The organism is Brevundimonas sp. FG8, assembly GCF_057808845.1.
The window spans coordinates 40,820-64,413 of the sequence record NZ_JBMDIU010000002.1; the positions used below are offsets into that span (position 1 = coordinate 40,820).

Sequence of the window (23,594 nt, forward strand, 5' to 3'; positions counted from 1 at the left end):
CTCAGTGAACTCCGGACTTGTCCGGCGGGATGTCAGGGAGCGGCGCGACCGGGACCCCGTCGTCGCGCAGCTTCTTCACATCGGCGGGGGTCGCCTCGCCATAGATTTCGCGCTTCTCGGACCGGCCTTCATGGATGTCGCGGGCTTCGCGCGCGAAGGCGTCGCCCACGTAGTCGAAATTCCGCTCGACGTGGCTGCGCACCTCGCGGGCCGCCTCCATCATCATGGTTCGCATCTTCGCCTGCATGTCCGCGGCGGGCGCGGACTTCCTCGTGCCGGACACCGACGGCGCCATGATCTGTTTGGACACCGCGCGCGAGCCGCACATCGGGCATTCGACCAGTCCCCGCGCGACCTGATCGTCATAGTCCGAAGACGATCCGAACCACGCCTCGAACCCGTGGCTCCCGTCACAGATCAGGGCGTAGCGGATCATGCAGGGATCGGGGACGGGGGCGCGAACACACGGTCGTGGGTCAACTGCGGCACGGCGTTGCGCGCTGTTTCGACCGCATCGAAGTCCAGGGTGGCGAACAGGACGCCGGGCTCGTCATTGTCGAGTTTGGCGATCACCTCGCCCCAGGGCGCGACAATGGTGGAACGCCCCCACGTCCTGCGACCATCCTCATGCTCCCCCGCCTGCGCCGGGGCGAGGATGTAGGCGCCGCTCTCGATGGCGCGGGCGCGCAGCAGGACCTCCCAGTGCGCCTCGCCCGTCGGAACGGTGAAGGCGGCGGGGACGGCGATCATCGAGGCCCCGGCCTTGGCCAGCGCCCGATGCAGTTGCGGGAAACGGATGTCGTAGCAGATGGTCAGACCCAGCCCGCCCCACGGCGTCGGCGCAACGACCGCGCCGTCGCCGGGCCGCACCGTCGCGCTTTCGCGCCAGCGCTCGCCGGTCGGCAGATCGACGTCATAGACGTGCAGCTTGTCATAGGTCGCGACGACCTCGCCCTGATCGTCAATCAGAAGGGAGCGATTGGCGGCGCGCTCGTCGCCTGCATGGCCTGACTTCACAATGGCCGAACCGATCAGCAGCCAGACCCCCAGCGCTTTCGCCAGATCGCGTAGCCGGACCACCACCTCGTCCCGGTCGTCAGTGGTCAGAACAGCCTCGCGGGCGTCCTTGTCACGGATCAGGAAATTGGTGGCCTCGGGCGTCAGGATCAGCTGCGCCCCGCCCTGTGCGGCTTCACGAATCAGCGACTCGACATGGGCGAAGGCCGCCGCCGGAGAAGCCGGGGTGCGGGTCTGGATAAGGGCGACGGGAAGCGTAGTCATGCGGCCAGCAATGGGTCCAGCCCGCCCTTGCGGTCAAGCGCGTGCAGATCGTCCGAACCGCCGATGTGCTGGTCGTTGATGAAAATCTGCGGGAAGGTCATCCGGCCCTTCGAGCGCTGGATCATCTCCTGCTTCTTCTCCGGATCGTTTGACGCGACGATCTCGGTGTAGTCCACGCCCTTTTTCGTCAGCAAGGCTTCCGCCATAGCGCAGTAGGGGCAACCGGGCTTGGTGTAGATGACGACTTCGGCCAAATCTCTCTCCAACTCGAAAAGCGCCCCGCCTGCCTGAAACTCCGCAGGGTCAGGGTGTTTCCCTTACATAGTCAGTTCCCGTACTGTTCGCACGCGTGCGATCACCGCCAGATCGACCGCGCGTGCGCCGGCCTGCAGCAAGGCCCTGGCGCAGGCCTCGGCGGTGGCCCCCGTGGTCAGGACATCATCCACCAGAAGGACGCGCCGCCCCTTGATTCGGCGAGCGCCGACAGGGGTGACGGCGAAGGCCTTCTTCACGTTCAGACGGCGGCCCCGCGCGGACTTGCCGCCCTGGCTGGTCGTATGCGTCTGGCGGATCAGGGCGTCGGGCAGATAGTCGAGCCCGGCGACACGAGCCAGCGGACGCGCCACCTCCGCCGCCTGATTGAAGCGACGCGACAACAGTCGCCAGCGATGCAGGGGCACCGGCATGACCACGTCCGCCTCCTCCAGCAAGGGCGCGGCGGCGCGGCTGATCCATCGGGCGAACAGGGGCGCGAACGGCTGATGATCTCCATGCTTGAACTTCAGGATAAGTCCCCGTGACGCCTCGTCATACAGGCAGGCCGCCCGCGCCCGGGTGAAGGCGTAGGGCTGGGCCAGACAGGCCGCGCACCGCTCGGACGCGAAGGCCCCGCCATCCATCTCGAAGGCGGCTCCGCAGCCATCACAGACCGGGTCTTCGAGAAACACCACCCGGCTCCAGGCGTCCGGCGTCAGCCCCGCCGAGGCGGTGGCTTCCGGGCTGTCATGGGCCAGCGGCGGCAGCAGAACGTCCGCCATTCCACGGCCGATCCGACGCCCGATGCCGGTCGCCGCTTCCCAACGCGCCCTCCAGACCCCATCCTGAAGGCTCATGAGCCCCTCCTCCGGTCCCCCCGTCATCTTCGACAGCCTGCGCCGAACGGCAAGGCTTGAGCGCAGCGAAAAGTTGTTTTCCGGCGCCGATTTCCTTCATGCCCGCGCCGCCCAGACCGCTGTCGACAGTCTGGACGCCCTTCTGCGCGACTGGCCGGAGGTGGCGGACCTGTCCGCCCAGCCGGGTTCGTTCGCCGCGGCCCTGACGGACGCCCATGCGGCCGCACGGGTCGGACCGGTCAAGATCACGGGTAATCTGGCGGAGCGCGCCGCGCCGGGCGCGGGGCCGCTGGACCTGCCGGACCAGTCGCAGGACCTGATCGTCAGCCTGATGAGCCTGCACTGGGCCAATGACCTGCCTGGCGCTCTGAGCCAGATCCGGCGGGCGCTGAAGCCGGACGGTCTGTTCGTCGGCACCCTGCTGGGCGCGGGCACGCTCAAGGAGCTGCGCGCGGTCCTGACCGAGGCGGAGCTGGAACACCGCGGCGGGGCGCAGGCCCGGGTCTCGCCCTTCGCGGACGGATTTGACGGCGCGGCCCTGCTGCAGCGGGCCGGATTCGCCCTGCCCGTCTCGGATGTAGATCGCGTGACCGTGCGCTATTCGGACCTGTTCGCCCTGATCCGCGACCTGCGCGCCATGGGCGAGACCAATGTGCTGGCCGGAAACGGCCGCCCACTGACGCGCGGAATCATCGCCAAGGCGGCGCAGCTGTATGCGGAGAAATTCGGAGAACCGGACGGCCGCATCCCCGCGACCTTCGAGATCGTGCATCTGGCCGGTTGGGCGCCGCATGACAGCCAGCAGAAACCCTTGCCGCGCGGCTCGGCGAAGATGCGACTGGCGGATGCGCTGGGCGTGAAGGAGCAGACCGGCGAGGACTGAAGGCCCGTCAGCCGCCCATCCCGGTGCGGATGGCGTTCATTGCGGTGTTGAACAGCCCGCTGGTGGTCCCGCCGAAGACGGTCAGGGCCGACAGGATGACCAGAAAGATCAGGGCGATGATCAGGCCGTACTCAATCGAGGTCGCGCCACGCTCGTCGCGCCGGAAGCGGGTGAGGAAACGTCTCATCCTGCCTCCTTTCTGAAGGCTAGAGCAGATCGCGTAGCCAGGCGATCAGAGGTTCGTCCGCCGGAGGCATGGGGTAGTCCGACAACTGCGACGGCCGCACCCATTTCAGGGCCGAATGCTCGCGCGCCTGAACCACACCCGACCAACGTCGGCACAGGTACAGTGGCATCAACAGGTGAAAGGACTCGTAACCGTGACTGGTAAACACGAACGGCGAGAGACAGGCCTCGTTGACGTCGATGCCCAGTTCTTCCTTCAATTCGCGGATCAGCGCGGCCTCCGGCCGTTCCCCCGGTTCGACCTTGCCGCCCGGGAATTCCCAGAGCCCGGCCAACTGCTTGCCCTCGGGTCGCCGGGCGATCAGCACGCGACCGTCAGTGTCCACAAGGGCGACGGCGACGACGAGGACGGTTTTCACGCCTTCGGTCACGAGCGGTAGTCGCCGTTGATCTCGACGTAGCGCTTGGTCAGGTCACAGGTCCAGACGGTGGCGGAGGCCCGGCCCGAAGCGACATCGACGGTGATGTCGATCTCCGGCTTCTTCATATAGGCGCTCATCTTGGCCTCGTCGTAGGTCGGCGAAGGCGCGCCGTCGACGGCGGCGACGTGGGGCCCGAACTTGATCATCAGACGGTCGCGGTCGACCGGCTCCTCGGTCTTGCCGACGGCCATGACCACGCGGCCCCAGTTTGCGTCCTCGCCCGCCAGGGCGGTCTTCACCAGCGGGCTGTCGGCGATGGATTTGGCCAGCTTGCGGGCCGAGGCGGGGCTGGCGGCGCCGTCCACGGTGATCTTGACGAATTTCGTCGCGCCCTCGCCGTCACGGACCAGCTGGTGAGCCAGATCCAGCATGACCTCGTCCAGCGCACGGCTGAAATCCTTCAGGCGACGGTCACCGACCCGGCCGATGCGCGGCGCGCCCGAGGTTCCGGTGGCGAACAGCAGGGCGGTGTCATTGGTCGAGGTATCGCCGTCCACGGTCACGCTGTTGAAGGTCGTGCGGACATGCAGCCCCAGCAGGGCCTGCAGCACGGCGGGCGAGATGGCGGCGTCGGTGACGATGAAGGCCAGCATGGTCGCCATGTCCGGCGCGATCATGCCCGAGCCCTTGGCGATGCCGGCGATGCGGACCTTGTGCCCCTCGATCTCGCACTCGGCGTAGGCCCCCTTGGGGAAAGTGTCCGTGGTCATGATGGCCCGCCCGGCGGCGGCCCAGTTGTCGGCGTCGAGGCCGGCCTCGATCTCGGGCAGACGGGCGGCGATCTTGCGATCATCCAGCACCACGCCGATCACCCCGGTGGAGGCCAGCATGACGTCGCGCTGGCGGCAGCCGAAACGCTTGGCGACCTCCGAGGCCGTGCGCCGGGCGGCGTCAGCCCCGGCCTTGCCGGTGAAGGCGTTGGCGCAGCCCGCGTTGACCACCAGCGCCCGCACGTCCTTGCCGCCGTCCTCGGCGCCCAGGTGACGTTTGCACCAGTCCACGGGGGCGGACCCCACCTTGTGGCGGGTGAACACCCCGGCGCAGGTCGTGCCGCGCGCGAAGCTGAACACCACCAAATCCTCGCGCTCATGCTTGTAGAAGCCGGCCCGACCGGTCGCGATCTCGACACCCCCGATGGGCGGGATGGTCGGGAAGGGCACGGCCAGCGGGGAAATCTCCAGACCCGGTTTGCCCGGCGCGGCCGGCGCAGGCGCGGTCACGGGCTTCGACGACGTCGTGGCCCGCTTGATGGCCGTGGCCACAGGCTCCAGAGCCTTCTCCAGCGCCTGCTCGATCTTCTGGCCGGTCGAACCGCGACCGGTCGGGGTGGGCGTCTTGCTCATCGGGCCTTGGCGGGAACTGGAGTAGCTGGAGAATTCGGTGCGGGTGCGTCGGCCGGAGGGGCGGAGGCGGGTTCCTGCGACGTCGCCCCGTCGCCACCCAGCAGCACATCGACCGACGCCTTGCCGCGCAAGTCCTCCAGCAACTGACGCACGCCCTCATAGGTCAGGTAGCGCACGATCTGCGGGCGGGCCTGATCCATGGTCGGCGGGGTTTCTCGACGGCGATCCTCGACCCGCAGGACAGCCCAGCCGCCCTCCGTCTGGAACGGGCCGACGGTCGATCCCGCAGGCCGGTCGCGCAGGGCGTTTCGGTAGGCCTCCGGCATGACGTCCGGTGTCAGGTAGCCGAGATCACCGCCTGAAAAACGGGTGGCGTCGTCAATCGAACGCTCCATGGCCACGGCTTCGAAGGCGGCGCCCTGCCCCAGCACGCCGACGACGGCGTCGGCTTCGGCGCGGGTGCGCGACAGGATCAGCCGCGTGCGCACCTCCTCGGAGGTCCGGGCCAGATTGAGCTGACCCTGATAAATCTCCTCGATCTTCTTGTCCGAGATCCGGTCGTTGACCACGGTCTCGACCAACATGTCGCCGAGGATGCGCTCACGGGTCGCAGCCAGCCGGCGCTGGGCCAGCGGTGAATTGTCCAGCCCCCGACGCTCGGCCTCGCGAGCCAGAAGCTTCTGGTCGATCACTTCATCGAGAACACGCCGGAACAGGGCGGAGGACACATCCAGAGGCTCGCCCTCGCCCACCAAACCCTGCGCCACGGCCTCACGCTTCACGTCAGAGGCCCAGATGGTCTCGTCCTGAACCCGGGCCACGGCGCGATCACCGGGCTCCGGCGAGCGATCCGAACCGCCGCCCCGGCCGCAGGCGGCGACCGTCAGCGCAAGCGCCATCAGCAGGGGAAACAGGACGCGGGAAGACCTCATGCGGACGCGCTCCGTCTGCGGGCGGCGAAAGGCCCTCGCGTTGACAGGGATAAGGGCGGTGCTTAAGTCCCGGCTGCGCCCAAGTCGAGGGGTTTTCGATCGTTCGCGCGGCCCTCGCGCGCGCCTGTCACGGGCGCACCGGGCCGCCGTCGTCGGAGCCTCTCAGCGGCGTCCGCTCGCCGCCCTTCCGGGACCTCGTACCAGAGCCATTCGCTCGACCGCCTTCGGATACTCCATGCTCGGCTTCGCCAAGAAGATTTTCGGCTCGTCCAATGACCGCAAGGTCAAGGATTTCATGAGCCGCGTTCAGAAGATCAACGCGTTGGAGGAGAAGTACGCCGCCCTCTCCGACGACGAGCTGCGGATGATGACGGATGCGTTCCGGGACCGCCTGGCCGCCGGTGAGACGACCGACAAGATCCTGAACGACGCCTTCGCGGTCGCCCGCGAAGCCTCGCGCCGGGTGCTCGGACAGCGCCAGTACGACGTGCAGCTGACCGGCGGCATGATCCTGAACGACGGCGGCATCGCCGAAATGCGGACCGGTGAAGGCAAGACCCTGGTCGCCATCGCCCCGGCCTATCTGAACGCCCTGTCAGGCAAGGGCGTGCACGTCATCACCGTGAACGACTACCTCGCCCGTCGCGACGCCGAATGGATGGGCCGCGTCTATCGCTTCCTGGGCCTGGAAGTGGGCGTGATCGTAAACGGTCTGTCGCAGGGCCAGCGCCAGGCGGCCTATGCGGCCGACATCACCTACGGCACCAACAACGAATTCGGCTTCGACTATCTGCGCGACAATCTGGTCTATGACCGTCGCGAGATGGTGCAGCGTCCGCACCACTTCGCCATCGTCGACGAAGTCGACTCGATCCTGATCGACGAAGCCCGTACCCCGCTGATCATCTCGGGCCCGACCGAGGACCGCTCGGACCTGTATGTAACGGTCGACGCGATCATCAAGGACCTGATCCAGGACAAGTCGACCTACGATCTGGACGAAAAGCAGAAGCAGGCCCTGCTGAGCGAAAAGGGCTCGGAGCTGGTCGAACAGCTGATGGAAGAGCGCGGTCTGTTCGCCGAGGACACCACCGGCCTGTACGACGCCGCCAACATCACCCTGGTCCACCACATCAACCAGGCCCTGCGCGCCAACACCCTGTATCAAAAGGACAAGGACTACATCATCAAGGCCGGTGAGATCATGCTCATCGACGAGTTCACCGGCCGGATGATGCAGGGCCGCCGTCTGTCCGAAGGCCTGCACCAGGCCATCGAGGCCAAGGAAGGCGTCAAGATTCAGCCCGAGAACCAGACCCTGGCCTCGGTGACGATCCAGAACTACTTCCGCCTTTACGAAAAGCTTTCGGGCATGACCGGCACGGCCGCGACCGAGGCCCAGGAGTTCATGGACATCTACAAGATGGACGTCCTTGAAGTTCCGACCCACCGTCCGATCCAGCGCATCGACTACGACGACGAAATCTATCGAACCGAGCGCGAGAAGAACCTCGCCATCGCCGCCCAGATCGCCGAACGCCATCTGGCCGGGCAACCGGTTCTGGTCGGCACCGTGTCGATCGAGAAGTCGGAGGTCCTGTCCGAACTGCTGAAGAACTTCGTCTACAAGGTCGAGACCGGCCGGACCCTGAAGAAGGAGTTCGAAGGCAAGGCCAAGGAAGCCGAGAAGATCGGCGATGCCGCCTACGACATCCAGTATGAGGTCAAGCTGCGCGGCATTCCGCACGCCGTCCTGAACGCCCGCCAGCACGAGCAGGAAGCCTATATCGTCGCGGACGCCGGTCTGCCCGGCGCCGTCACGATCGCGACCAACATGGCCGGACGCGGCACAGACATCCAGCTGGGGGGCAACCTCGAGATGCGGATGCAGAAGTGGCGTCTGGAGCAGCGCAACCTCGCCATCGAGGTCACGCCGGAAATGGAAGCCGCCAAGGAAGCCGAGTTCAAGGCCGACATCAGCGCCCAGAAGGAAATCTCGATGGCCGCGGGCGGCCTGTTCGTCCTGGGCACCGAGCGTCACGAAAGCCGCCGGATCGACAATCAGCTGCGCGGGCGCACGGGCCGTCAGGGCGACAAGGGCACGTCGAAATTCTTCCTGTCCTGCGAGGACGACCTGCTGCGCATCTTCGCCGGCGACCGTCTGGACTCGATCATGAAATCGTTCGGCGTCGCCGAGGGCGAGGCGATCAGCCACCCTTGGCTGAACAAGGCGGTCGAACAGGCCCAGAAGCGCGTCGAGACCCGCAACTACGACATCCGCAAGAACCTGCTGAAGTACGACGACGTCGTGAACGACCAGCGCAAGGCCGTGTTCGAGCAGCGTCAGGAGTTCATGGACTCCACCGATCTTTCCGAACTGGTCAACGAGTTCCGCGCCGATGTGGTCAATGACCTGGTCGAGCGCCACATGCCGCCCAAGGCCTATGCAGAGCAGTGGGACATCGCTGGTCTGGACGAGAAGGTCCGCTCGACGCTGGGCCTCGAGCTGCCGCTGGCCGAGTGGGCCGCCGAGGAAGGCGTCTCGAACGAGGAGATCGAGGAGCGGATCAACGAGGCCGCCGACGCCCGGGCCGCCGAACGCATCGAGATGGTCGGGGCCGACCAGATCCGCAGTCTGGAGCGCCAGTTCCTGCTGCAGATGATCGACATGCAATGGCGCGAACATCTGGTTCAGCTGGACCACCTGCGCGGCGTGATCGGCCTGCGCGGCTATGGCCAGCGCGATCCCTTGAACGAGTACAAGACCGAAGCCTTCAACCTGTTTGAATCGCTGCTGCACAACCTGCGTCACGACGTGACCCGCTGGCTGATGACTGTCGAGTTCCGCTTCGAGCAGCCGCCGGCGATGGAGATGCCCGAGTTCCAGGAAATCCATCTGAACCCCGGCACCGGCGAGAACGAGATGCGCAACCCGCTCGCCCAGCTGCCGGAAGGCGCGCTTCAGGGCGATGATCGCTCGCGCCTGCCGGTGGACGTGCTGCCGGTCGGTTGGGAGCGCACCTCGCGCAACGCCGACTGCCCCTGCGGCTCGGGCCGCAAGTTCAAGCACTGCCACGGAAGCTTGATTTAAGGGACGCCGCCGCGCTGCTTGTGCGCGACCCGTTGAGGCGACAACCTGTTGAGTGGGAGGCGGGTCAGCGATGGCCCGCCTCTTTCCGTTTCGGCCGGCGGACGAACCGGTTAAGGTCCGGCCATGAGCTACAAGTTCCTGTTCTCGCGCGCCCTCGGTCTGGACCCGGAGCGGCTGCATTTCGCCGCGCATAGCCATCATCTGTGGCCGGACGCCAGCTTTGACGGACAGGTCCGGGCGTGGGTCGAGGCCAATCGCTTCGCCGACCGGAAATGGGACCTGATCTTCGGAGAGGTCATTCCGGAAGCCCAGAAGCATGTCGCGAAGGAACTGAACCTCCCCTCGCCCGACAGCGTGGTGTTCGCGACGAACACCCATGAATTCCTGCTGCGCATCGTCTCGGGCGTGGAGACGAAGCCGGTCCGTATTCTGTCGACCGATGGCGAGTTCCACTCGTTCCGGCGTCAGGGCGAGCGCTGGGAGGAGGCGGGCGAGGCGGTGATAACCCGCATCCCGCTGCATCCGTTCGACACCTTCGAGGCTCGCTTCATCGCGGCGGCGAAGGCCGGAAGCTTCGATCTGATCGTGGTCAGTCAGGTCTTCTTCCGCACCGGGCAGGTGTTCAGCGGGATCGCCGACCTGGCCGAACTGGCGCGGCCGGAGGGCCCGTGGGTGGTCATCGACGGCTATCACGGCTTCATGGCGACGCCGACCGATCTGTCGGCGGTTGCGGACAGGGTCTTCTACGTCGCGGGTGGGTACAAATACGCCATGTCAGGCGAAGGCGCGGGCTTCCTGCACGCCCCGGACGGCTTTTGCCCCCGGCCGGTGATCACCGGCTGGTTCGCCGAGTTCGGCGATCTGGAGGGCCCGCCCGGCGGGGTGCGGTACCGGACCGACGGCGGTCGATTCTGGGGCGCGACGCTGGAAGCGACGCCCTTCTATCGCTTCAACGGCGTGCGCCGGATGCTGGACGAGGCCGGCCTGACCACCGCCGACGTCGCCGCCCATGCCCGCGGCCTGATGCAGACCTTTCAGGACGCCGTTGAGGCCGGGCGGACCGGACGACTGGGCCAAGCCGAACTGTTGAACCCGCTCGACGGTGAAGGCGACCGAGCCCGCTTCATGGCCTTCCGGCACCCGGACGCGCAGGACTGGCGCAAGCGACTGTTGGACGCCGGCGTGGTGACGGATGTGCGCGACGACGTCATCCGCTTCGGCTTCGGCCTGTATCAGGATGAGGCGGACATCGAGCGCCTGATCGCGATCTGCGCGAGAGTGCTCTGACCCGCCTCTAGAAGAAGGTCGTTTCGTCCTGCTGGCGGGCCTCAGGCGCCTTTCGCGGCGCCGGGGTGCGATTGGTCGGCGCGGGCGTCGGGGCCGGCGTCGCCTGACCGGGCTGGGCCGGTTGTCCGGGTTGGCCCGGTTGAACCGGCGTCGGGGTCTGGCCGGGAACCGGCGTGACCTGCGGCAGGGCGGGATAAGGCAGGGTTTGGGGAGCCGGCCCACCCTCCGGATAGGCCACAGGCGCCTGTCCGTTGGCGTCCACCGCGGGCATATCCGGAGCCACGCGATCCGGGGCGTCCAGATCATCGCGGATGAAGGCCCACGAGCGGGCGTCCGAACAGGCGCAGGCCTTCATGAAGCCCTCGCGGTCGCGCCAGATAATCAGCGGATAGCGGGTCTGGAGCCCGGCTTCACTCAGGTTCCGGCTCAGCTGGTTGACGAAGTCACGTCCCGCATCGACCACCGCCGCCCGGGCCAGATTGCCGTCCGCCGCCGGAATGCCCGCGGCGGTCCAGTTGTTCACCGGGGTCGCCGTCCAGCGCTCGTAGAGCACCCAGTCACGGGTCAGCCACAGCTCGGCCACGGTGGCGCGCTCGGCCGCCGTCGACTGCTGCATGCCTTCACGATCCGGACGAGCGAAGACGAGAACCCGCACCTCCACCCCGGCAGCCCGCAGCTTGGGCCCCTCCTCCCGCTCGAAACGCTGCATGGCGGCGCTGTCGCGGTAGCCGATGATGTAGAGGGCCTGCCCGCCGCCGCCCGCCGACATCCATGAGCTTTCGTCCAGCAGGCGCTGAATTTCGACCTGATTGCGGGTCACCGTCACCGGCTGGAAGCGGGCGTAGAAATTCCAGTAGGCCCAGTAGCCGCCGCCCGCGAGGGCGAGGCCGATCACGGCGGCGAGGGCGGACCAGACGAAAAAGCGACGCATGCGGGGGAGCGCTCCAGCTTCACAGTGCGAAGACGTTAACGCCTAACACCGAAAAGCGCTGCCGCGAACGCCGAAGAGGTGAATCCTCTTCGGCGCCGTGTCGTTAGCGTCACCCCATCGTCGGGATGACGAAGCTGCTGTCGGCGTGTTCCAACTCACTGTCCGGCCAACGAGCGGTGATGGTCTTGACCTTGGTCCAGAACTTCACGCCTTCCATGCCGTGCTGGTTTGTGTCGCCGAAGGCCGAGCGCTTCCAGCCGCCGAAGGTGTGATAGGCGACCGGCACCGGGATCGGCACATTGATGCCGACCATGCCGACGTTCACACGGGCGGCGAAGTCTCGGGCCGCGCGGCCGTTCTGGGTGAAGATGGCGACGCCGTTGCCGTACTGGTGCTTCGACGGCAGGCTCAGCGCCTCCTCGAAGCTGGCGGCGCGCATGATCTGCAGGACCGGGCCGAAGATCTCTTCCTTGTAGGATTCCATGTCCGGCTTCACGTGGTCGAACAGCGACGGGCCGACGAAGTAGCCGTTCTCATGGCCCTGCAGCTTGAAGCCGCGACCGTCGACGACCAGCTCGGCGCCGTCCTTGACGCCCTGATCGATCCAGCCTTCGACGCGGGCCTTGTGGGCGGCGGTGACGACCGGGCCGTAGTGAGCCGAGGCGTCGGTCGAAACGCCGACGCGCAGGGTGTCGATCTCGGCGACCATGCGCTCGCGCAGTTCATCGGCGGTCTTCTGCCCGACCGGCACCACCACCGGAAGGGCCATGCAACGCTCGCCGGCCGAGCCGAAGGCCGCACCGGACAGGTCCTTGATGACCTGATCCATATCGGCGTCCGGCAGGACGATGCCGTGGTTCTTGGCGCCGCCCATGGCCTGGACGCGTTTCCCGTGCTGGGCGCCCATCTGATAGACGTAATGGGCGATGTCGGATGAGCCGACGAAGCTGACGGCGTGAACCAGCGGGTGGGTCAGGATGGCGTCGACGGCGGTCTTGTCGCCATGCACGACGTTCAGGACGCCGGCGGGGGCGCCCGCCTCCATCATCAGTTCAGCCAGACGGACCGGCACGGACGGGTCACGCTCGGACGGCTTCAGCACGAAGGTGTTGCCGACGGCGATGGCCACGCCGAACATCCACATCGGGATCATGCCGGGGAAGTTGAACGGGGTGATGCCCGAGACCACGCCCAACGGCTGACGCATCGAATAGACGTCGATGCCGGGGCCGGCGCCGTGGGTGTACTCGCCCTTCAGGACGTGAGGGATGCCGCAGGCGAACTCGATCACTTCCAGACCACGCTGGATGTCGCCTTTCGAGTCGGCGATGACCTTGCCGTGCTCCGAGCTGAGCAGCTCGGCCAGCTCGTTCATGTTGGCCTCGACCAGACGCTTGAACTCGAACATCACCCGGGCGCGGCGCTGGGGATTGGTCGAGGACCAGCCGTCAAAGGCGGCCTGGGCGGCCTGAACCGCGCGATCGACCTCGCCGGTCGTCGCCAGCTGGACACGGGCCTGAACCTCGCCGGTGTTCGGGTTGAACACGTCGCTGAAGCGATCCGAGGCGCCGACGAACGACGCGCCGCCGATGAAGTGGTTGATATCACGCATGATGAAGGCGTTTCCCTGAACCGAACTTTTGTTCTTGTGGGCGCGGTTTAGCGGCTGGCGTCGAAGGGCGCCAGCGGGGCGTCAGACCGCCGCGTCGAACAGGGCGTCGCGGGCGACGTCGGCCTTGAGCATCGGGAAGAAATGCGTGCCGCCGTGGACGGCCTCGACGGTGACGTTCGGCAGGCGACGCGGGTCCGTCGCGACCGAGCAGGTGGACCCGGCCTCGGCCTTCAGAATACGCACCGGGCGATCCAGCCGCTTCATCGCCGTCCACGGATCGTGGGACTGTTCGGCGTAGTTGGAGGCTTCCCAATCGGGGCGGCAGGCCAGGGTGAAGCCGTCGGACGTCTCGACCAGACCGTCGGTCAGATAGTCGGCGATCATCATTTCCGGCCAGCCCCGGAAGGCGCCGCGACCGATGTAGCCGCTGAGGGCTTTCTCCCGGCTCTCGAACACCGAGCGACGCTTCAGCGCCCCCTTCACCAGCGGGATGTGAGAAGCCATGCGGTCGAACAGCGGCAACCGGAACAGGCCGACGGTCAGCCGGCCCCAGATGACCGGGTCCATCAACACCAGCTTCGACACCTTGTCCGGGCGCTCGGCGGCGGCCAGCAGGGATGAGGTTCCGCCCATGGAATGGCCGGCCAGAACCACCGGCGGCCCATCCAGTCCCTCCAGCAGCGCGGTCAGGTCATCGCGATGGTCCGTCCAGCCCCGGCGACCGGCCGTGTTCGCCGGCAAGTCCGACTGGCCATGTCCGCGCAAATCAGGCGCCCAGATGCGCAGCGTGCCCGACAGGGGCGCCAGCAGGGTGCGATAGGTCATGGCGTTGAAGCCGTTGGCGTGAACGAAGACCAGATCCACCGGTCGCTTCGGGTCGCCGAAATCGAGAACGGACATGGCGCCGGCGCCCCACCGGTTCTCGACCGGAAGGCTCAGGCGACGGGGCGGGGAGAGCCGGATCGCGTCCATGGCCCCAGAGATAGAGGCCCGCGAAAGCGTTTTCCAGAAAAACCGACGCCATGCGGCGTCAGGCAGCGGTCCGACAGGCCGGGCAACGCCCGTGCGCCTCGATGGTGGTGCGCTCGATCACATAGCCGACATCGGCGGCGGCCCGGTTAAGGCCCTCGGCGATCGCGGCCGGGATTTCTTCGGTAGCGCCGCAGCAGTCACAGATCAGGAAGGCCGCCGAATGATCCACGGCGCCGGACGAACAGGCCACATAGGCGCTGATCGAGGCGATGCGGTGAGCCAGCCCCTTGCGCTCGAGAAACTCCAGCGCGCGATAGACTGTGGGCGGCTTGGCCGGCTGGCCGTCCTCGCCGAAACGCGCGATCAGGTCATAGGCCTTCACCGGCTCGCCGGCGGCCAGCAGCAGCTCCAGCACCCGCATGCGGGCGGCGGTCATGCGCTCGCCCTCTCCGGTCAGACGCGCGTCGGCGGCAGCCAGAGCGGAGGCCACGGTGTCGGCTGACGGCGGACCGTCGTGATGATGGTGATGGCAGGCGTCGCCCATGGATTGACAGCTAATGCTTCCCCCCGCCCGCCGCAACAGGAAGCGACTTGACGGAATGTGATGTTATCTCATAACACTTTAGCTTCCTTCCCGCCAGAGTTCCCCGATGACCCTCCCCGCAGTTTCCCGCGCCGCCCTCCTGACCGCCCTCGGCTGGAGCGCCCTGGCCGGCGCCGCCGCCGCCCAGACCGCTCCGCAACAACCTGCGACTGAACTGGATGAAGTGGTCGTCACCGGCGCTCCCTTCGGAATCAACCAGCGCGCCACCACCATCGCCACCACCGTGGTCGATCAGGAAGCCCTCGCCCAGGCGCCCGCCGCCTCGCTGGGCGATCTGCTCAACGGCCTGCCGGGCGTGCGTTCTACCGACTTCGCGCCGGGCGCCAGCCGCCCGGTCATCCGGGGCCTGTCGGGCCCTCGGGTTCAGGTTCTGACCAACGGCATCGGCCTGATCGACGCCAGCTCGGTCTCCCCGGACCACCAGGTCGCCACTGACCCCGCTGAAGCCAACCGGATCGAGATCGTGCGGGGGCCGGCGACCCTGGCCTACGGCGGCACCGCCATCGGCGGCGTCGTGAACGTTCTGGACGGCCGCATCCCGGACCGCCTGCCGGACGGTGTGGACGGCATGGTCTCCACCCAGGCGTCCAGCGTCGATGACGGCTGGGCTGCCTCGGGCCGCGCCACCTTCGCGCTCGGCCCCATCGCCGTGAATCTGGATGGGATCAAGAAGGACGCCTCGGACTACGACATCCCGGCCCCCGCGATCTCGCAACGGCTGGCCGACGCCGAGGGCATTTCGCGCGGCGATGGCGGCACGCAGCCGAACAGCTTCTCCGAACTGGAAAGCTGGGGCCTGGGCGCGTCATATATCGGGTCGCGCGGCTATATCGGCGCGTCGTACAAGGACCTCTCATCGACCTACGGCACCGTGGCCGAGCCGGACGTCTTCATCGAGCTGAAGCAGACGCGTGAAGACGTGCGCGGCGAGCTGCGCTTCGACAGCGGCCCGTTCCAGGCGGTGCGCGGGTCGGCCGGCCACGCCGAGTACACTCACACCGAGTTTGAGGGTCCGGGCGAGCCCGGCACGATCTTCAACTCCGACGGTCAGGAAGGCCGGATCGATCTGGTCCAGCGTGAGCGGAACGGCTGGAACGGGGCGATCGGCGTACAGGCGCTGTCGCGCACCTTCGAGGCGATCGGCGATGAGGCCTTCGTGCCCTCCAGCAAGATCGAGGAGACGGGCATCTATACGGTCCAGCGTCTGGACAGGGACGGTTGGGGGCTGGAGGGCGGCCTGCGTTATGATCGCCGCACCCTCGCCGCCGATCCGTTGGACGGCAGCGCCCGCGTGGATCGCAGCTTTGACAACTGGTCCGGCTCGGCGGCCGCCTTCATCCGCCCGACCCACAATCTGTTCCTGGGCCTGAGCCTGGCGCACAATGAGCGCGCGCCGTCCGAAGTCGAACTGTTCGCCGACGGCCTGCACGTCGCCACCGCTGTCTACGAGACAGGCGATGTGACGCTGGACAACGAAAAGGTCACCACCCTCGAAGGCACCATCCACTTCGACGCGGGCCGCTTCCGCGGCGACCTGCACGTGTATGCGTCGAAGTATGACGGCTTCATCGATGAACGCCCGACCGGCGCGACCTTCGTCGACGACGGCGAGGAATTCCCGATCTTCCAGTTCACCCAGACAGACGCGGAGTTCCGGGGTTTCGAGGCCGAAGCCTCGTATGAGCTGTGGAGCTCGGGTGATCGCGCGCTGTCACTTGAAGGCGCCGCCGACTACGTCCATGCCGATACCGATCTGGGGCCCGCGGCCCGGATCCCGCCGTACAGCGTGACCGGCCGTCTGGCCTGGACCTCGACGCCGTTCGACGCGACCTTCGAAGTTCGCCACGTCGGCGAGCAGGATCGTCTGGCCGACTACGAACTGGGCACCGACAGTTACACGCTGGTGAACCTGTCGGGCGCCTGGCGGCCCTTCGCCGACAGGAACGTCTCGGTCTTCGCCGAGGCGCACAACCTGACCGATGAGGAAGCGCGGGAGCACGTCAGCTTCCTCAAGGATGTGGCCCCGCTCCCGGGCCGCAACCTGCGCGTGGGCGTCAGCTACCGCTTCTAGGACACAAGAGGAAGGCGAGCCCGTTTGCCGCCCGCTGATCTGTGGGCTAGAACGCCCGCCTTCCTCTTTTTTACAGAGCCTGACCGCGTCCATGACCGACACTATCGCCCAGAATGCCGGCCTGTCCGGAAACGTCCTCTTCTACAGCCAACCGGAGCCGCTGTCGGTCGAAGCCCACGGCACGCTGGGCGTCGATGCCGTCGCGAAGCCCTATGCGTTCGCCGGCTCGTCGAACCTGGTTCCGCTGACGGTCACCGAGTTCGCGCCCGCCGCCCTGTCCTACCCGGTCATCTTCGCCGGTGAATCCAAGCAACCCGTCGCCGTGATGGGCCTGCGTCAGGGCGAGAACCTGTTCGTGAGCGACGAAGGCGACTTCCGTCCGGAAGCCTACATCCCGGCCTACGTCCGCCGCTATCCGTTCGTCTTCGCCAATGACGACGTCCAGAAGCGTCTTATCCTGTGCGTTGATCGCGCCGCGTCCTTCATCTCGGAAGGCGGCCAGACGCCACTGTTCGTCGACGGCCAGCCGTCGCCCTACACCCAGCAGGCGATGGAGTTCTGCAACAATTTCGAGCAGGAGCGTCAACGCACCGACGCCTTCGTAAAGCTGCTGACCGATCTCGACCTGTTCGAAAGCAAGGAAGCGGTCTTCACGCCGCGCAACCCGGACGGCACCGCCGGCACGCCGCAGAAGCTGGCCGAGTACTTCGCCATCTCGGAAGACAAGCTGAAGGCCCTGTCGCCCGAGAAGCTCGTCGAACTGCGTGACAACGGCGCCCTGGGCCAGATCTACGCCCACCTCGTGTCGCTCCTGGGCTGGGACCGCCTGATCGCCATGGCCTTCCAGAAGGCCGCGACGCAACCGGCCGCCGCCAACGCCTGATCCGTCCGGACCGGATGAGAAAAGCCCCGCCGTCACCGGCGGGGCTTTTTGTTATCTGCGGGCGAGCAAGGACCGGGTGAGGCAGGAGAAAACCAGTCGCCCCGCCTCGTCCAACAGGTCCTGCTGGGCGATGACGATGCCTTTCTCATCTCCGACCGGATCCTTGCCCATGATGGTCACGCGCCCGCGCAACAACTCGCCGGCGGGTGGATTTCGCATGTAGCGCAGCCCATCGACCGCCAGCACCTTTGATTGGGCCCAGCCCGCGGCCTTGTCGGCGTAAAGCCGGCTCCACAGGGCGTAGACCATGGCGTCCGGAGCCCCGTAGGCGACGTCCCAGCCGGGGAGAAAGCGCTCAACAAACACCTCCAGCGCCGCCTGATCGACCATGCAGGCCCCCAGCGGCACCACCTCGCCCACGCCCAGATCCTCGAAATGGACGTGCAGGGGTTCGGTCATGCGATGCGCTCCGTCAGGCGGCCGGCTCTTCCGACACCCTGACCAGCAGCTTGCCGTCATGGTCGCCGGTGAACAAGCGGTTCAGCGAGTCCAGCGCGACCTCCAGTCCGTCATCGACGTGGACCTTCCATTGCACCCGACCGTCGGCCAGCATCGGCCCCACCTCGGCCACCATTTCCTTCGCCCGATGACCGTAGTCCAGAACCAGGAAGCCCTTCACGTCGAGGCGGTGGGTGATGATCCGGCTGAAGTTCGGCGATGGCGGCGCCTTGGTCGCATTGTACGAGGAGATCAGGCCGCAGACGGCCATGCGACCGTGCACCTTCAGGCGATTGAAGACGGCCATCATGATGTCGCCACCGACATTCTCGAAATTCATCTCGAACCCGTCGGGAGCCAGACGGTCCAGCGCCTCGCCGACGTCTTCATTCTTGTAGTCGATGGCGGCGTCGAACCCGAGGTCGTCCGTCAGCCAGCGGCATTTTTCGGGACCGCCCGCGATGCCAATAACGCGCGCGCCGTGGGCCTTGGCGATCTGGCCCGCGATGGAGCCGACAGCGCCCGCGGCGGCGGAAATGACGATGGTTTCGCCGGCCTTGGCCTTCAGTACATCGGTGACACCCGCCCAGGCGGTCATGCCGGTCATGCCCAGCACGGACATGTTGGCGGTCAACGACAGGCCCGGCGCGCGATGAACGCGTGAGGCCGTGCTGTCCGGGATCACCGCATAATCGGCCCAGCCGCCCGCCGCTGTCGTGACCACGTCGCCGACCTTGAAGCGCTCGGACCGGCTTTCCTCGACCACGCCCAGGGTCAGGCCGCGCATGACCCCACCCAGCGGCACGGCGGGCAAATAGCCCTCCGCCTCGTTCATCCAGGTGCGGTTGGTCGGATCCAGCGACAGATAGATGGTCCGGACAAGAATTTCGGATTCGTTCAGCTCCGGCAGGGTCCCTTCGATCAGCTCGAGATCTCCGGGCTGGATCAAGCCGCTGGGACGCTGGCGGAGCACCCACTGACGATTGGTTCGAGCCATTGACGGTTCCTCCGGGTTTTCTTTCTGGACGCGCATAGTGGCTTGCCCCGCGCCGCTGTCCAGTCGCGCCAAAGAAAAAGGCGGACCGCATATGGTCCGCCTTGAAGTGGCATCATCGAGAATGAGGTGCGGAGGCGACAGACCGGCTGGCGCCGGTCTCAAGTCGGGGGGGCGTCGCCGCCTCCGCAGTCAGATAACGAGGCCTCCCCGCCCGGGTTCCTGCGGACGCTGAATATTTTCACGTCAGGCGAGAGTTCGGAACAGCGCCGCCGGGCGCAGCGTTGAGGCACCACATATTCTGGAAAACAACGGGAGGCCGTCATGAGCCCGCAATCCCCCCACGACAAGGTCGCCGACGCCGTACATGAGGGTCGGCCCGCCGACGCCCAACTGGTCCGGCAGGGCCGAAGCGGTAGACGCATCCTGCTTCTGCTGATCGTCTCTGCTGGCGCCGCTGCGGTCCTGTTGCTCGGGCTGTGGGCAGCGACCAACGGCCGCTTCGCGGACCTTGAGCCCAGCCGGGCCGAAAAGGCGGCCGAGGCGCAGACCTTTGATCAGGAACCGACGGCGACGGCTCCCGTCACGGCCGCCCCGGCGCGGTAGCGGACGAGAAAAGGCCCCGGCTACGCCACCGGGGCCTTCTCTTTTCAGACAGGGCGACAGCGGTCAGGCCGCTTCCTTCTGGCGCGACGGATGGAAGAACAGCGCCTGACTGATCGCCGCCTTCACCGTTTCGGGCTGGAAGGGCTTGGTGATCAGGAAGGTCGGCTCGGGCCGCTCTCCGGTCAGCAGACGTTCAGGGAAGGCGGTGATGAAGATCACCGGCACGTCGATCCGCTTAAGGATGTCCTTCACAGCGTCGATGCCCGAGGAACCGTCGGCCAGCTGGATATCGGCCAGCACCAGCCCCGGACGATGGCGCGCGACGGCGTCGACGGCTTCGTCATGGGTGGTCGCGATGCCGGTGACGTGGTGGCCCAACTCCTTCACCAGACTTTCGATGTCCGCGGAAATGATCGCCTCATCCTCGATGATCAGGACGTCCGTCGCGAGCTCCGCGTCGATGTCCGATTGCGCTTCCGAGATCAGTCGCTCGACGTCCAGCGCGTCGGCTTCCAGGATCTGGGCGGCTTCCGAGGGGGTGAACCCTTCGAGGGCGGTCAGCAGAAAAGCCTGACGCGACTTGGGCGCGATCCGCATCAGACGGCCCGCGGCGTCATCGCGGCCTTCGATGCCGCTCTTGTCTTCCAGCTGTGCGCCCGTCGAGGCCCAGATGGCGTGGAACACATGATACAACGCCACGCGCGGCGTCATATCGGTCGGCAGTTGCCGCTCTCCGGCGGCCAGGGCCTCAAGGGCGACACGGACGTAATTATCGCCCGTCGTCTGATCGCCGGTAAGCGCGCGAGCGTAACGGCGAACATAGGGCAGGTGCGGCGCAAGGCGGGCCAGCAGGCTCATACTCGAAATCCCCGACAGGTTCGCAGCCCGGAAAACAGGCCGCAGCAGTCACCCGAAACGTATCAAATCAGCCACGGTTCCCTTCGTCGCCCGAAAGCTTGAGCATATTTTGGTTTCCCGCCCGGAACCCCAAGGCCGGCGTGGCGTTCCGGCCTTCTACAATAGCGTCTGGGTGGCGACCTTATTCAATGACAGACAACTCCAACCCTCCGGGGAAACCGGCCAAGGGCGGCGCCGGCCTCGAAGAGGCCCGCCTGCGTCAACAGGCCATCGGCGTGAAGCTGAGGCATATGTTCGACGAGGTGGTGAACGAGCCCGTTCCCGATGAATTCCTCGACATTTTGCGTCGCGCTGACGAGCGGTCCGAGGGAGGCGGCGCATGAATGCCGCCCCCAAGCCTCCGTCGGCTGATGACAACGCCTTCAAAAAGGAACTCGTCACCCTGATCCCGCATCTGCGGGCCTTCGCGCGCACCCTGACGGGAGACCCTACGGCCGCCGACGATCTGGCGCAGGACGCGATGATGAAGGCGTGGGACGCCCGCGCGAGCTATCAGATGGGCACCAACATGAAGGCCTGGACCTTCATGATCCTGCGCAACCAGTTCTATTCCGAGAAGCGTCGGTCGTGGCGGCAGTCGCAACTGGATCAGGAGGCCGCCGAACGGACTCTGGTCGCGGTGGACGATCCGGAATCGCCCGTCGCTCTGGACGAGTTGCGTCTGGCCCTCGCCACCCTGCCCGAGGAACAGCGTGAAGCGTTGATCCTGGTCGGCGCCGGGGGGTTCGCCTATGAGGAGGCTGCCGAAATCTGCCAATGCGCGGTCGGCACCGTGAAGAGCCGGGTCTCCAGAGCCCGCAAGGCGCTGCAGGCGACGCTCGAGAAAGGCGGGTATGCCCGCGACGGCCGCTCCGCCGGCGACGCCATGCGTTCCATCCTTGCAGACGCCGACCGCCTGAGCAGCGTCCGGAACTGATCGGGTGGTGCGACTGGGGCGCGCATTCGGCCGGGGCCTGTCCCAGCCGAAATTCCAGGGCATCCGCTTCCGGCTGGGTGTCGCCCTTGCGCTCGCCCTGTTGCCGATCCTTCTGCTCGGCGCCTTTCAGGCGCAGCAGCAGTTTCGTGCTCAGGATCTGGAACGTCGCCAGGATCTGCAACTGGCCGCCGAACGCACGGCCGCCAGCGCCAAGTCCCGTCTGGACAGCACCAGTGTCCTCCTTCAGGCCCTGCGCCCCGAAGCGCTGGAGGTCTTCTGCGAGCCAAGGTTGACGGCTCTGGTCAGCCGGCTGGATGGTCTGGACGGATTGGCCCGCGTCACCGCGACCGGCTACACCACCTGCGCCTCCCGTGGTCTGGTGGACGACACGCCGCCATGGCTTGCGCAAGCCCGCCAGAGCGCCTGGTTCCAGCGGCTGCGGGCGGGAGAAGGCACCGTCCTCGCACGCGCCCCTGCGGCGCCCGGCCAGGAACCGGGCCTGATTGTAGCGCTGCGGCTGGAACGTCCGCTGGGCGCCTTTGACGGCGCCATGATCGCGGTCATTCCGCTGGCCTCTCTTCAACCCGATGTCGCCGATGCCGCCCTGCCTGAAGGCTCACAGGCCGCACTGACCGACTCCGCCGGACGCATCCTGACCGCCACCGACACCACCGCCTTCACCCTCAAAGGCGATATGTCCCTGACCGGTTGGGTGGAAAGGGCGCGCACGGAAGGCTCGTCCATCTTCGAAGCGGACTCCACCGACAACCGCCACCGGGTTTTCGCCGGCGCCGCGCTGGCGGGCCGGGACGTTTACGCCCTGCTGTCGGCGCCCTCGCCCGGCCTGCTGTCCTGGGCCCGTCTGAACCCGGTCGGTCTGCTGTTCATGCCGCTGGCGGCCTGGCTGGCCGCCTTCGCGTCGGTCATGCTGTTCAGCGAACGGATCGTGGTCCGCTGGCTGGACTATCTGGAGCGGATCGCCGCCATCTACGCCCGGGGTCGCTTCTCGGTCCGGGCGGTGCAGGCGGTGAACGCCCCGTCCGAAATTCGGGTGCTGGCGCGAACCTTGGACGAGCTGGCCGACACCATCACCACCCGCGACGCCGCTCTTCTGGCCTCGGTCGATGAGAAAGACGCGCTGATGCGCGAGATCCATCACCGGGTGAAGAACAATCTGCAGATCATCTCATCCCTGCTGTCGATGCAGCAGCGGGCGCTGACCGATGAACCCGCCAAGGCGGCCGTCGGCGACACCCGGCAGCGGATCGCCGCCCTGGCCCTGATCTATCGGACACTCTACCAGAGCGACGACCTGCGCTACGCCGACGCCCGCATCTTCCTGACCGAGTTGGTCGGGCAGCTGATCGCCAGCGAAAGCGGGCGCGGCCATCTCGTGACCTCATCGGTCGAGGCGGATTCGCTGGTGGTGGACCCCGACAAGCTGGCCCCGCTGGCGCTTTGGCTCGTGGAGGCCGTAACCAATGCGCAGAAGCACGCCTTCGCCGGACGCGGCGGCGACCTCAAGGTCCGATTCAGAGTGCAGGGCGACCGTAGCGTACTTGAGGTTCAGGACAACGGACCGGGGGTCAGCGAGACCGAACGCGCCGGTGTCGGGCGAACCCTGATGGGCGCCTTCGCCAAACAGCTCCGAGGCGAGGCGGAGATGATCCCCGCCGAAGGGGGGGGAACCATCGCCCGCATGACCTTCGCCACGCCTGAAGCCGTCATTCCGGCCGACCCCGCGGATCTGGGAACCGCACCCGCGCCGCGACGTTGATACGCCACAGCCTCCCCAAGGGCCTCAAGGAGTAGAAACCATGCGCAAGATTTTCATTCTGGTCGCCGCCGCCGCCGCCCTGACCACCGCCGCCTGCAACACCGTCGCCGGCGCAGGTCGTGACGCTTCCGCCGCCGGCAGCGCCGTCACCGAGGCCGCCGAAGACGCCAAGAACTAAACCGCTTTCACCGGTTCCCGACTGCGACATCCCCCCG

At 66.8% G+C, this 23,594-nt stretch carries 25 protein-coding genes; 10 read left to right on the forward strand and 15 right to left on the reverse strand.

Annotation, left to right across the window (positions count from 1 at the left end; genetic code table 11):
• Position 1: 1 nt before the first annotated feature.
• The 4 genes from ACODRV_RS03820 to ACODRV_RS03835 form a co-directional block, all read right to left on the reverse strand.
• A complete protein-coding gene (locus ACODRV_RS03820; protein ID WP_488907478.1) occupies positions 2-436 on the reverse strand; it encodes a DUF1178 family protein in 435 nt (144 codons plus the stop codon).
• Positions 433-1,281 carry a carbon-nitrogen hydrolase family protein gene (locus ACODRV_RS03825; protein ID WP_488907479.1) on the reverse strand — a complete coding sequence of 283 codons (849 nt, stop codon included), beginning with the start codon at positions 1,279-1,281 and terminating at the stop codon, positions 433-435. The genes ACODRV_RS03820 and ACODRV_RS03825 overlap by 4 nt, the downstream gene beginning before the upstream one ends.
• Entirely contained in the window at positions 1,278-1,535 is a 258-nt protein-coding gene (gene grxC, locus ACODRV_RS03830) for a glutaredoxin 3 (RefSeq protein ID WP_141628006.1), read from the reverse strand. The genes ACODRV_RS03825 and grxC overlap by 4 nt, the downstream gene beginning before the upstream one ends.
• Positions 1,536-1,598: 63 nt before the next feature.
• Positions 1,599-2,393, reverse strand: a complete 795-nt coding sequence (locus ACODRV_RS03835) for a ComFC family protein (protein WP_488907480.1) — start codon at positions 2,391-2,393, stop codon at positions 1,599-1,601.
• Here ACODRV_RS03835 and ACODRV_RS03840 point away from each other — a divergent pair.
• On the forward strand, positions 2,392-3,276 hold the full coding sequence (locus ACODRV_RS03840; RefSeq protein WP_488907481.1) for a methyltransferase domain-containing protein: 885 nt from the start codon (positions 2,392-2,394) through the stop codon (positions 3,274-3,276). The two genes, ACODRV_RS03835 and ACODRV_RS03840, sit on opposite strands and share 2 nt — an antisense overlap.
• A 7-nt stretch (positions 3,277-3,283) precedes the next feature.
• Here ACODRV_RS03840 and ACODRV_RS03845 read toward each other — a convergent pair whose 3' ends face one another.
• From ACODRV_RS03845 to ACODRV_RS03860, 4 genes are read right to left on the reverse strand one after another with little or no spacing between them, the layout of a single operon-like run.
• Positions 3,284-3,463 carry a Flp family type IVb pilin gene (locus tag ACODRV_RS03845; RefSeq protein WP_141628009.1) on the reverse strand — a complete coding sequence of 60 codons (180 nt, stop codon included), beginning with the start codon at positions 3,461-3,463 and terminating at the stop codon, positions 3,284-3,286.
• A 19-nt stretch (positions 3,464-3,482) separates the two neighbouring features.
• Entirely contained in the window at positions 3,483-3,881 is a 399-nt protein-coding gene (gene mutT / locus ACODRV_RS03850) for an 8-oxo-dGTP diphosphatase MutT (RefSeq protein WP_488907752.1), read from the reverse strand.
• Positions 3,882-3,889: 8 nt separating this feature from the next.
• Complete coding sequence (gene argJ / locus ACODRV_RS03855; RefSeq protein ID WP_488907482.1) at positions 3,890-5,287, reverse strand: bifunctional glutamate N-acetyltransferase/amino-acid acetyltransferase ArgJ; 1,398 nt, start codon at positions 5,285-5,287, stop codon at positions 3,890-3,892.
• Positions 5,284-6,219 carry a peptidylprolyl isomerase gene (locus tag ACODRV_RS03860; RefSeq protein ID WP_488907483.1) on the reverse strand — a complete coding sequence of 312 codons (936 nt, stop codon included), beginning with the start codon at positions 6,217-6,219 and terminating at the stop codon, positions 5,284-5,286. Before ACODRV_RS03860 ends, argJ begins: the two co-directional genes overlap by 4 nt.
• A 235-nt stretch (positions 6,220-6,454) precedes the next feature.
• Between ACODRV_RS03860 and secA the strand changes: the two genes are divergently transcribed.
• Complete coding sequence (gene secA / locus ACODRV_RS03865; protein WP_488907484.1) at positions 6,455-9,310, forward strand: preprotein translocase subunit SecA; 2,856 nt, start codon at positions 6,455-6,457, stop codon at positions 9,308-9,310.
• Positions 9,311-9,433: 123 nt separating this feature from the next.
• Positions 9,434-10,597 carry an aminotransferase class V-fold PLP-dependent enzyme gene (locus ACODRV_RS03870; protein WP_488907485.1) on the forward strand — a complete coding sequence of 388 codons (1,164 nt, stop codon included), beginning with the start codon at positions 9,434-9,436 and terminating at the stop codon, positions 10,595-10,597.
• 7 nt (positions 10,598-10,604) lie between these two features.
• On the opposite strand, the gene ACODRV_RS03875 is transcribed toward ACODRV_RS03870, so the two are convergent.
• The 4 genes from ACODRV_RS03875 to ACODRV_RS03890 all read right to left on the reverse strand — a co-directional run bounded on the left by ACODRV_RS03875 (position 10,605) and on the right by ACODRV_RS03890 (position 14,656).
• Positions 10,605-11,528, reverse strand: a complete 924-nt coding sequence (locus tag ACODRV_RS03875) for a hypothetical protein (RefSeq protein WP_488907486.1) — start codon at positions 11,526-11,528, stop codon at positions 10,605-10,607.
• Positions 11,529-11,637: 109 nt separating this feature from the next.
• Positions 11,638-13,140, reverse strand: coding sequence for a CoA-acylating methylmalonate-semialdehyde dehydrogenase (locus ACODRV_RS03880; RefSeq protein ID WP_141628016.1), 1,503 nt, complete (start codon positions 13,138-13,140; stop codon positions 11,638-11,640).
• A gap of 81 nt (positions 13,141-13,221) precedes the next feature.
• Positions 13,222-14,040, reverse strand: a complete 819-nt coding sequence (locus ACODRV_RS03885) for an alpha/beta fold hydrolase (protein ID WP_488907487.1) — start codon at positions 14,038-14,040, stop codon at positions 13,222-13,224.
• Between the two features lie 130 nt (positions 14,041-14,170).
• Positions 14,171-14,656 (reverse strand): Fur family transcriptional regulator, encoded by a 486-nt coding sequence (locus ACODRV_RS03890; protein ID WP_488907488.1) that lies wholly within the window; start codon positions 14,654-14,656, stop codon positions 14,171-14,173.
• A 106-nt stretch (positions 14,657-14,762) separates the two neighbouring features.
• Between ACODRV_RS03890 and ACODRV_RS03895 the strand changes: the two genes are divergently transcribed.
• Both ACODRV_RS03895 and ACODRV_RS03900 read left to right on the forward strand, forming a co-directional pair.
• The gene (locus ACODRV_RS03895) at positions 14,763-16,787 is read left to right on the forward strand and encodes a TonB-dependent receptor (protein WP_488907489.1); all 2,025 of its coding nucleotides are present in this window, start codon (positions 14,763-14,765) and stop codon (positions 16,785-16,787) included.
• A 91-nt stretch (positions 16,788-16,878) separates the two neighbouring features.
• Positions 16,879-17,670: a SapC family protein gene (locus ACODRV_RS03900; protein WP_141628020.1), complete on the forward strand. Its 792-nt coding sequence runs from the start codon at positions 16,879-16,881 to the stop codon at positions 17,668-17,670.
• A gap of 51 nt (positions 17,671-17,721) precedes the next feature.
• Here the strand turns inward: ACODRV_RS03900 and ACODRV_RS03905 are convergent, their stop codons facing one another.
• Together ACODRV_RS03905 and ACODRV_RS03910 are read right to left on the reverse strand one after the other, a co-directional pair.
• Entirely contained in the window at positions 17,722-18,129 is a 408-nt protein-coding gene (locus ACODRV_RS03905) for a hotdog family protein (RefSeq protein WP_141628021.1), read from the reverse strand.
• A gap of 13 nt (positions 18,130-18,142) precedes the next feature.
• Positions 18,143-19,165 carry an NADP-dependent oxidoreductase gene (locus ACODRV_RS03910; protein ID WP_488907490.1) on the reverse strand — a complete coding sequence of 341 codons (1,023 nt, stop codon included), beginning with the start codon at positions 19,163-19,165 and terminating at the stop codon, positions 18,143-18,145.
• Between the two features lie 321 nt (positions 19,166-19,486).
• On the opposite strand from ACODRV_RS03910, the gene ACODRV_RS03915 reads away from it, so the two are divergent.
• The gene (locus tag ACODRV_RS03915; protein ID WP_141628023.1) at positions 19,487-19,768 is read left to right on the forward strand and encodes a hypothetical protein; all 282 of its coding nucleotides are present in this window, start codon (positions 19,487-19,489) and stop codon (positions 19,766-19,768) included.
• A 63-nt stretch (positions 19,769-19,831) separates the two neighbouring features.
• Here ACODRV_RS03915 and phyR read toward each other — a convergent pair whose 3' ends face one another.
• Complete coding sequence (phyR, locus tag ACODRV_RS03920) at positions 19,832-20,626, reverse strand: anti-anti sigma factor/receiver protein PhyR (RefSeq protein ID WP_141628024.1); 795 nt, start codon at positions 20,624-20,626, stop codon at positions 19,832-19,834.
• 188 nt (positions 20,627-20,814) lie between these two features.
• Between phyR and nepR the strand changes: the two genes are divergently transcribed.
• The 4 genes from nepR to ACODRV_RS03940 are packed head-to-tail and all read left to right on the forward strand — an operon-like array spanning position 20,815 to position 23,557.
• A complete protein-coding gene (gene nepR, locus ACODRV_RS03925; RefSeq protein WP_141628025.1) occupies positions 20,815-21,009 on the forward strand; it encodes an anti-sigma T factor NepR in 195 nt (64 codons plus the stop codon).
• The gene (locus ACODRV_RS03930; protein ID WP_488907491.1) at positions 21,006-21,602 is read left to right on the forward strand and encodes a sigma-70 family RNA polymerase sigma factor; all 597 of its coding nucleotides are present in this window, start codon (positions 21,006-21,008) and stop codon (positions 21,600-21,602) included. Before nepR ends, ACODRV_RS03930 begins: the two co-directional genes overlap by 4 nt.
• Before the next feature lie 7 nt (positions 21,603-21,609).
• A complete protein-coding gene (gene phyK, locus ACODRV_RS03935; protein ID WP_141628027.1) occupies positions 21,610-23,379 on the forward strand; it encodes a sensor histidine kinase PhyK in 1,770 nt (589 codons plus the stop codon).
• 40 nt (positions 23,380-23,419) lie between these two features.
• Positions 23,420-23,557: an entericidin A/B family lipoprotein gene (locus tag ACODRV_RS03940; protein WP_141628028.1), complete on the forward strand. Its 138-nt coding sequence runs from the start codon at positions 23,420-23,422 to the stop codon at positions 23,555-23,557.
• The last annotated feature ends 37 nt before the right edge of the window (positions 23,558-23,594 follow it).

Bases quoted from the DNA above. Each gene is read 5' to 3' on its own strand.
- ACODRV_RS03820 (WP_488907478.1), bottom strand. From the start codon at position 436: ATGATCCGCTACGCCCTGATCTGTGACGGGAGCCACGGGTTCGAGGCG.
- ACODRV_RS03825 (WP_488907479.1), bottom strand. From the start codon at position 1,281: ATGACTACGCTTCCCGTCGCCCTTATCCAGACCCGCACCCCGGCTTCT.
- ACODRV_RS03840 (WP_488907481.1), top strand. From the start codon at position 2,392: ATGAGCCCCTCCTCCGGTCCCCCCGTCATCTTCGACAGCCTGCGCCGA.
- ACODRV_RS03835 (WP_488907480.1), bottom strand. From the start codon at position 2,393: ATGAGCCTTCAGGATGGGGTCTGGAGGGCGCGTTGGGAAGCGGCGACC.
- ACODRV_RS03845 (WP_141628009.1), bottom strand. From the start codon at position 3,463: ATGAGACGTTTCCTCACCCGCTTCCGGCGCGACGAGCGTGGCGCGACC.
- argJ (WP_488907482.1), bottom strand. From the start codon at position 5,287: ATGAGCAAGACGCCCACCCCGACCGGTCGCGGTTCGACCGGCCAGAAG.
- ACODRV_RS03860 (WP_488907483.1), bottom strand. From the start codon at position 6,219: ATGAGGTCTTCCCGCGTCCTGTTTCCCCTGCTGATGGCGCTTGCGCTG.
- secA (WP_488907484.1), top strand. From the start codon at position 6,455: ATGCTCGGCTTCGCCAAGAAGATTTTCGGCTCGTCCAATGACCGCAAG.
- ACODRV_RS03870 (WP_488907485.1), top strand. From the start codon at position 9,434: ATGAGCTACAAGTTCCTGTTCTCGCGCGCCCTCGGTCTGGACCCGGAG.
- ACODRV_RS03875 (WP_488907486.1), bottom strand. From the start codon at position 11,528: ATGCGTCGCTTTTTCGTCTGGTCCGCCCTCGCCGCCGTGATCGGCCTC.
- ACODRV_RS03880 (WP_141628016.1), bottom strand. From the start codon at position 13,140: ATGCGTGATATCAACCACTTCATCGGCGGCGCGTCGTTCGTCGGCGCC.
- ACODRV_RS03885 (WP_488907487.1), bottom strand. From the start codon at position 14,040: ATGTCCGTTCTCGATTTCGGCGACCCGAAGCGACCGGTGGATCTGGTC.
- ACODRV_RS03890 (WP_488907488.1), bottom strand. From the start codon at position 14,656: ATGGGCGACGCCTGCCATCACCATCATCACGACGGTCCGCCGTCAGCC.
- ACODRV_RS03895 (WP_488907489.1), top strand. From the start codon at position 14,763: ATGACCCTCCCCGCAGTTTCCCGCGCCGCCCTCCTGACCGCCCTCGGC.
- ACODRV_RS03900 (WP_141628020.1), top strand. From the start codon at position 16,879: ATGACCGACACTATCGCCCAGAATGCCGGCCTGTCCGGAAACGTCCTC.
- ACODRV_RS03905 (WP_141628021.1), bottom strand. From the start codon at position 18,129: ATGACCGAACCCCTGCACGTCCATTTCGAGGATCTGGGCGTGGGCGAG.
- ACODRV_RS03910 (WP_488907490.1), bottom strand. From the start codon at position 19,165: ATGGCTCGAACCAATCGTCAGTGGGTGCTCCGCCAGCGTCCCAGCGGC.
- ACODRV_RS03915 (WP_141628023.1), top strand. From the start codon at position 19,487: ATGAGCCCGCAATCCCCCCACGACAAGGTCGCCGACGCCGTACATGAG.
- phyR (WP_141628024.1), bottom strand. From the start codon at position 20,626: ATGAGCCTGCTGGCCCGCCTTGCGCCGCACCTGCCCTATGTTCGCCGT.
- nepR (WP_141628025.1), top strand. From the start codon at position 20,815: ATGACAGACAACTCCAACCCTCCGGGGAAACCGGCCAAGGGCGGCGCC.
- ACODRV_RS03930 (WP_488907491.1), top strand. From the start codon at position 21,006: ATGAATGCCGCCCCCAAGCCTCCGTCGGCTGATGACAACGCCTTCAAA.
- ACODRV_RS03940 (WP_141628028.1), top strand. From the start codon at position 23,420: ATGCGCAAGATTTTCATTCTGGTCGCCGCCGCCGCCGCCCTGACCACC.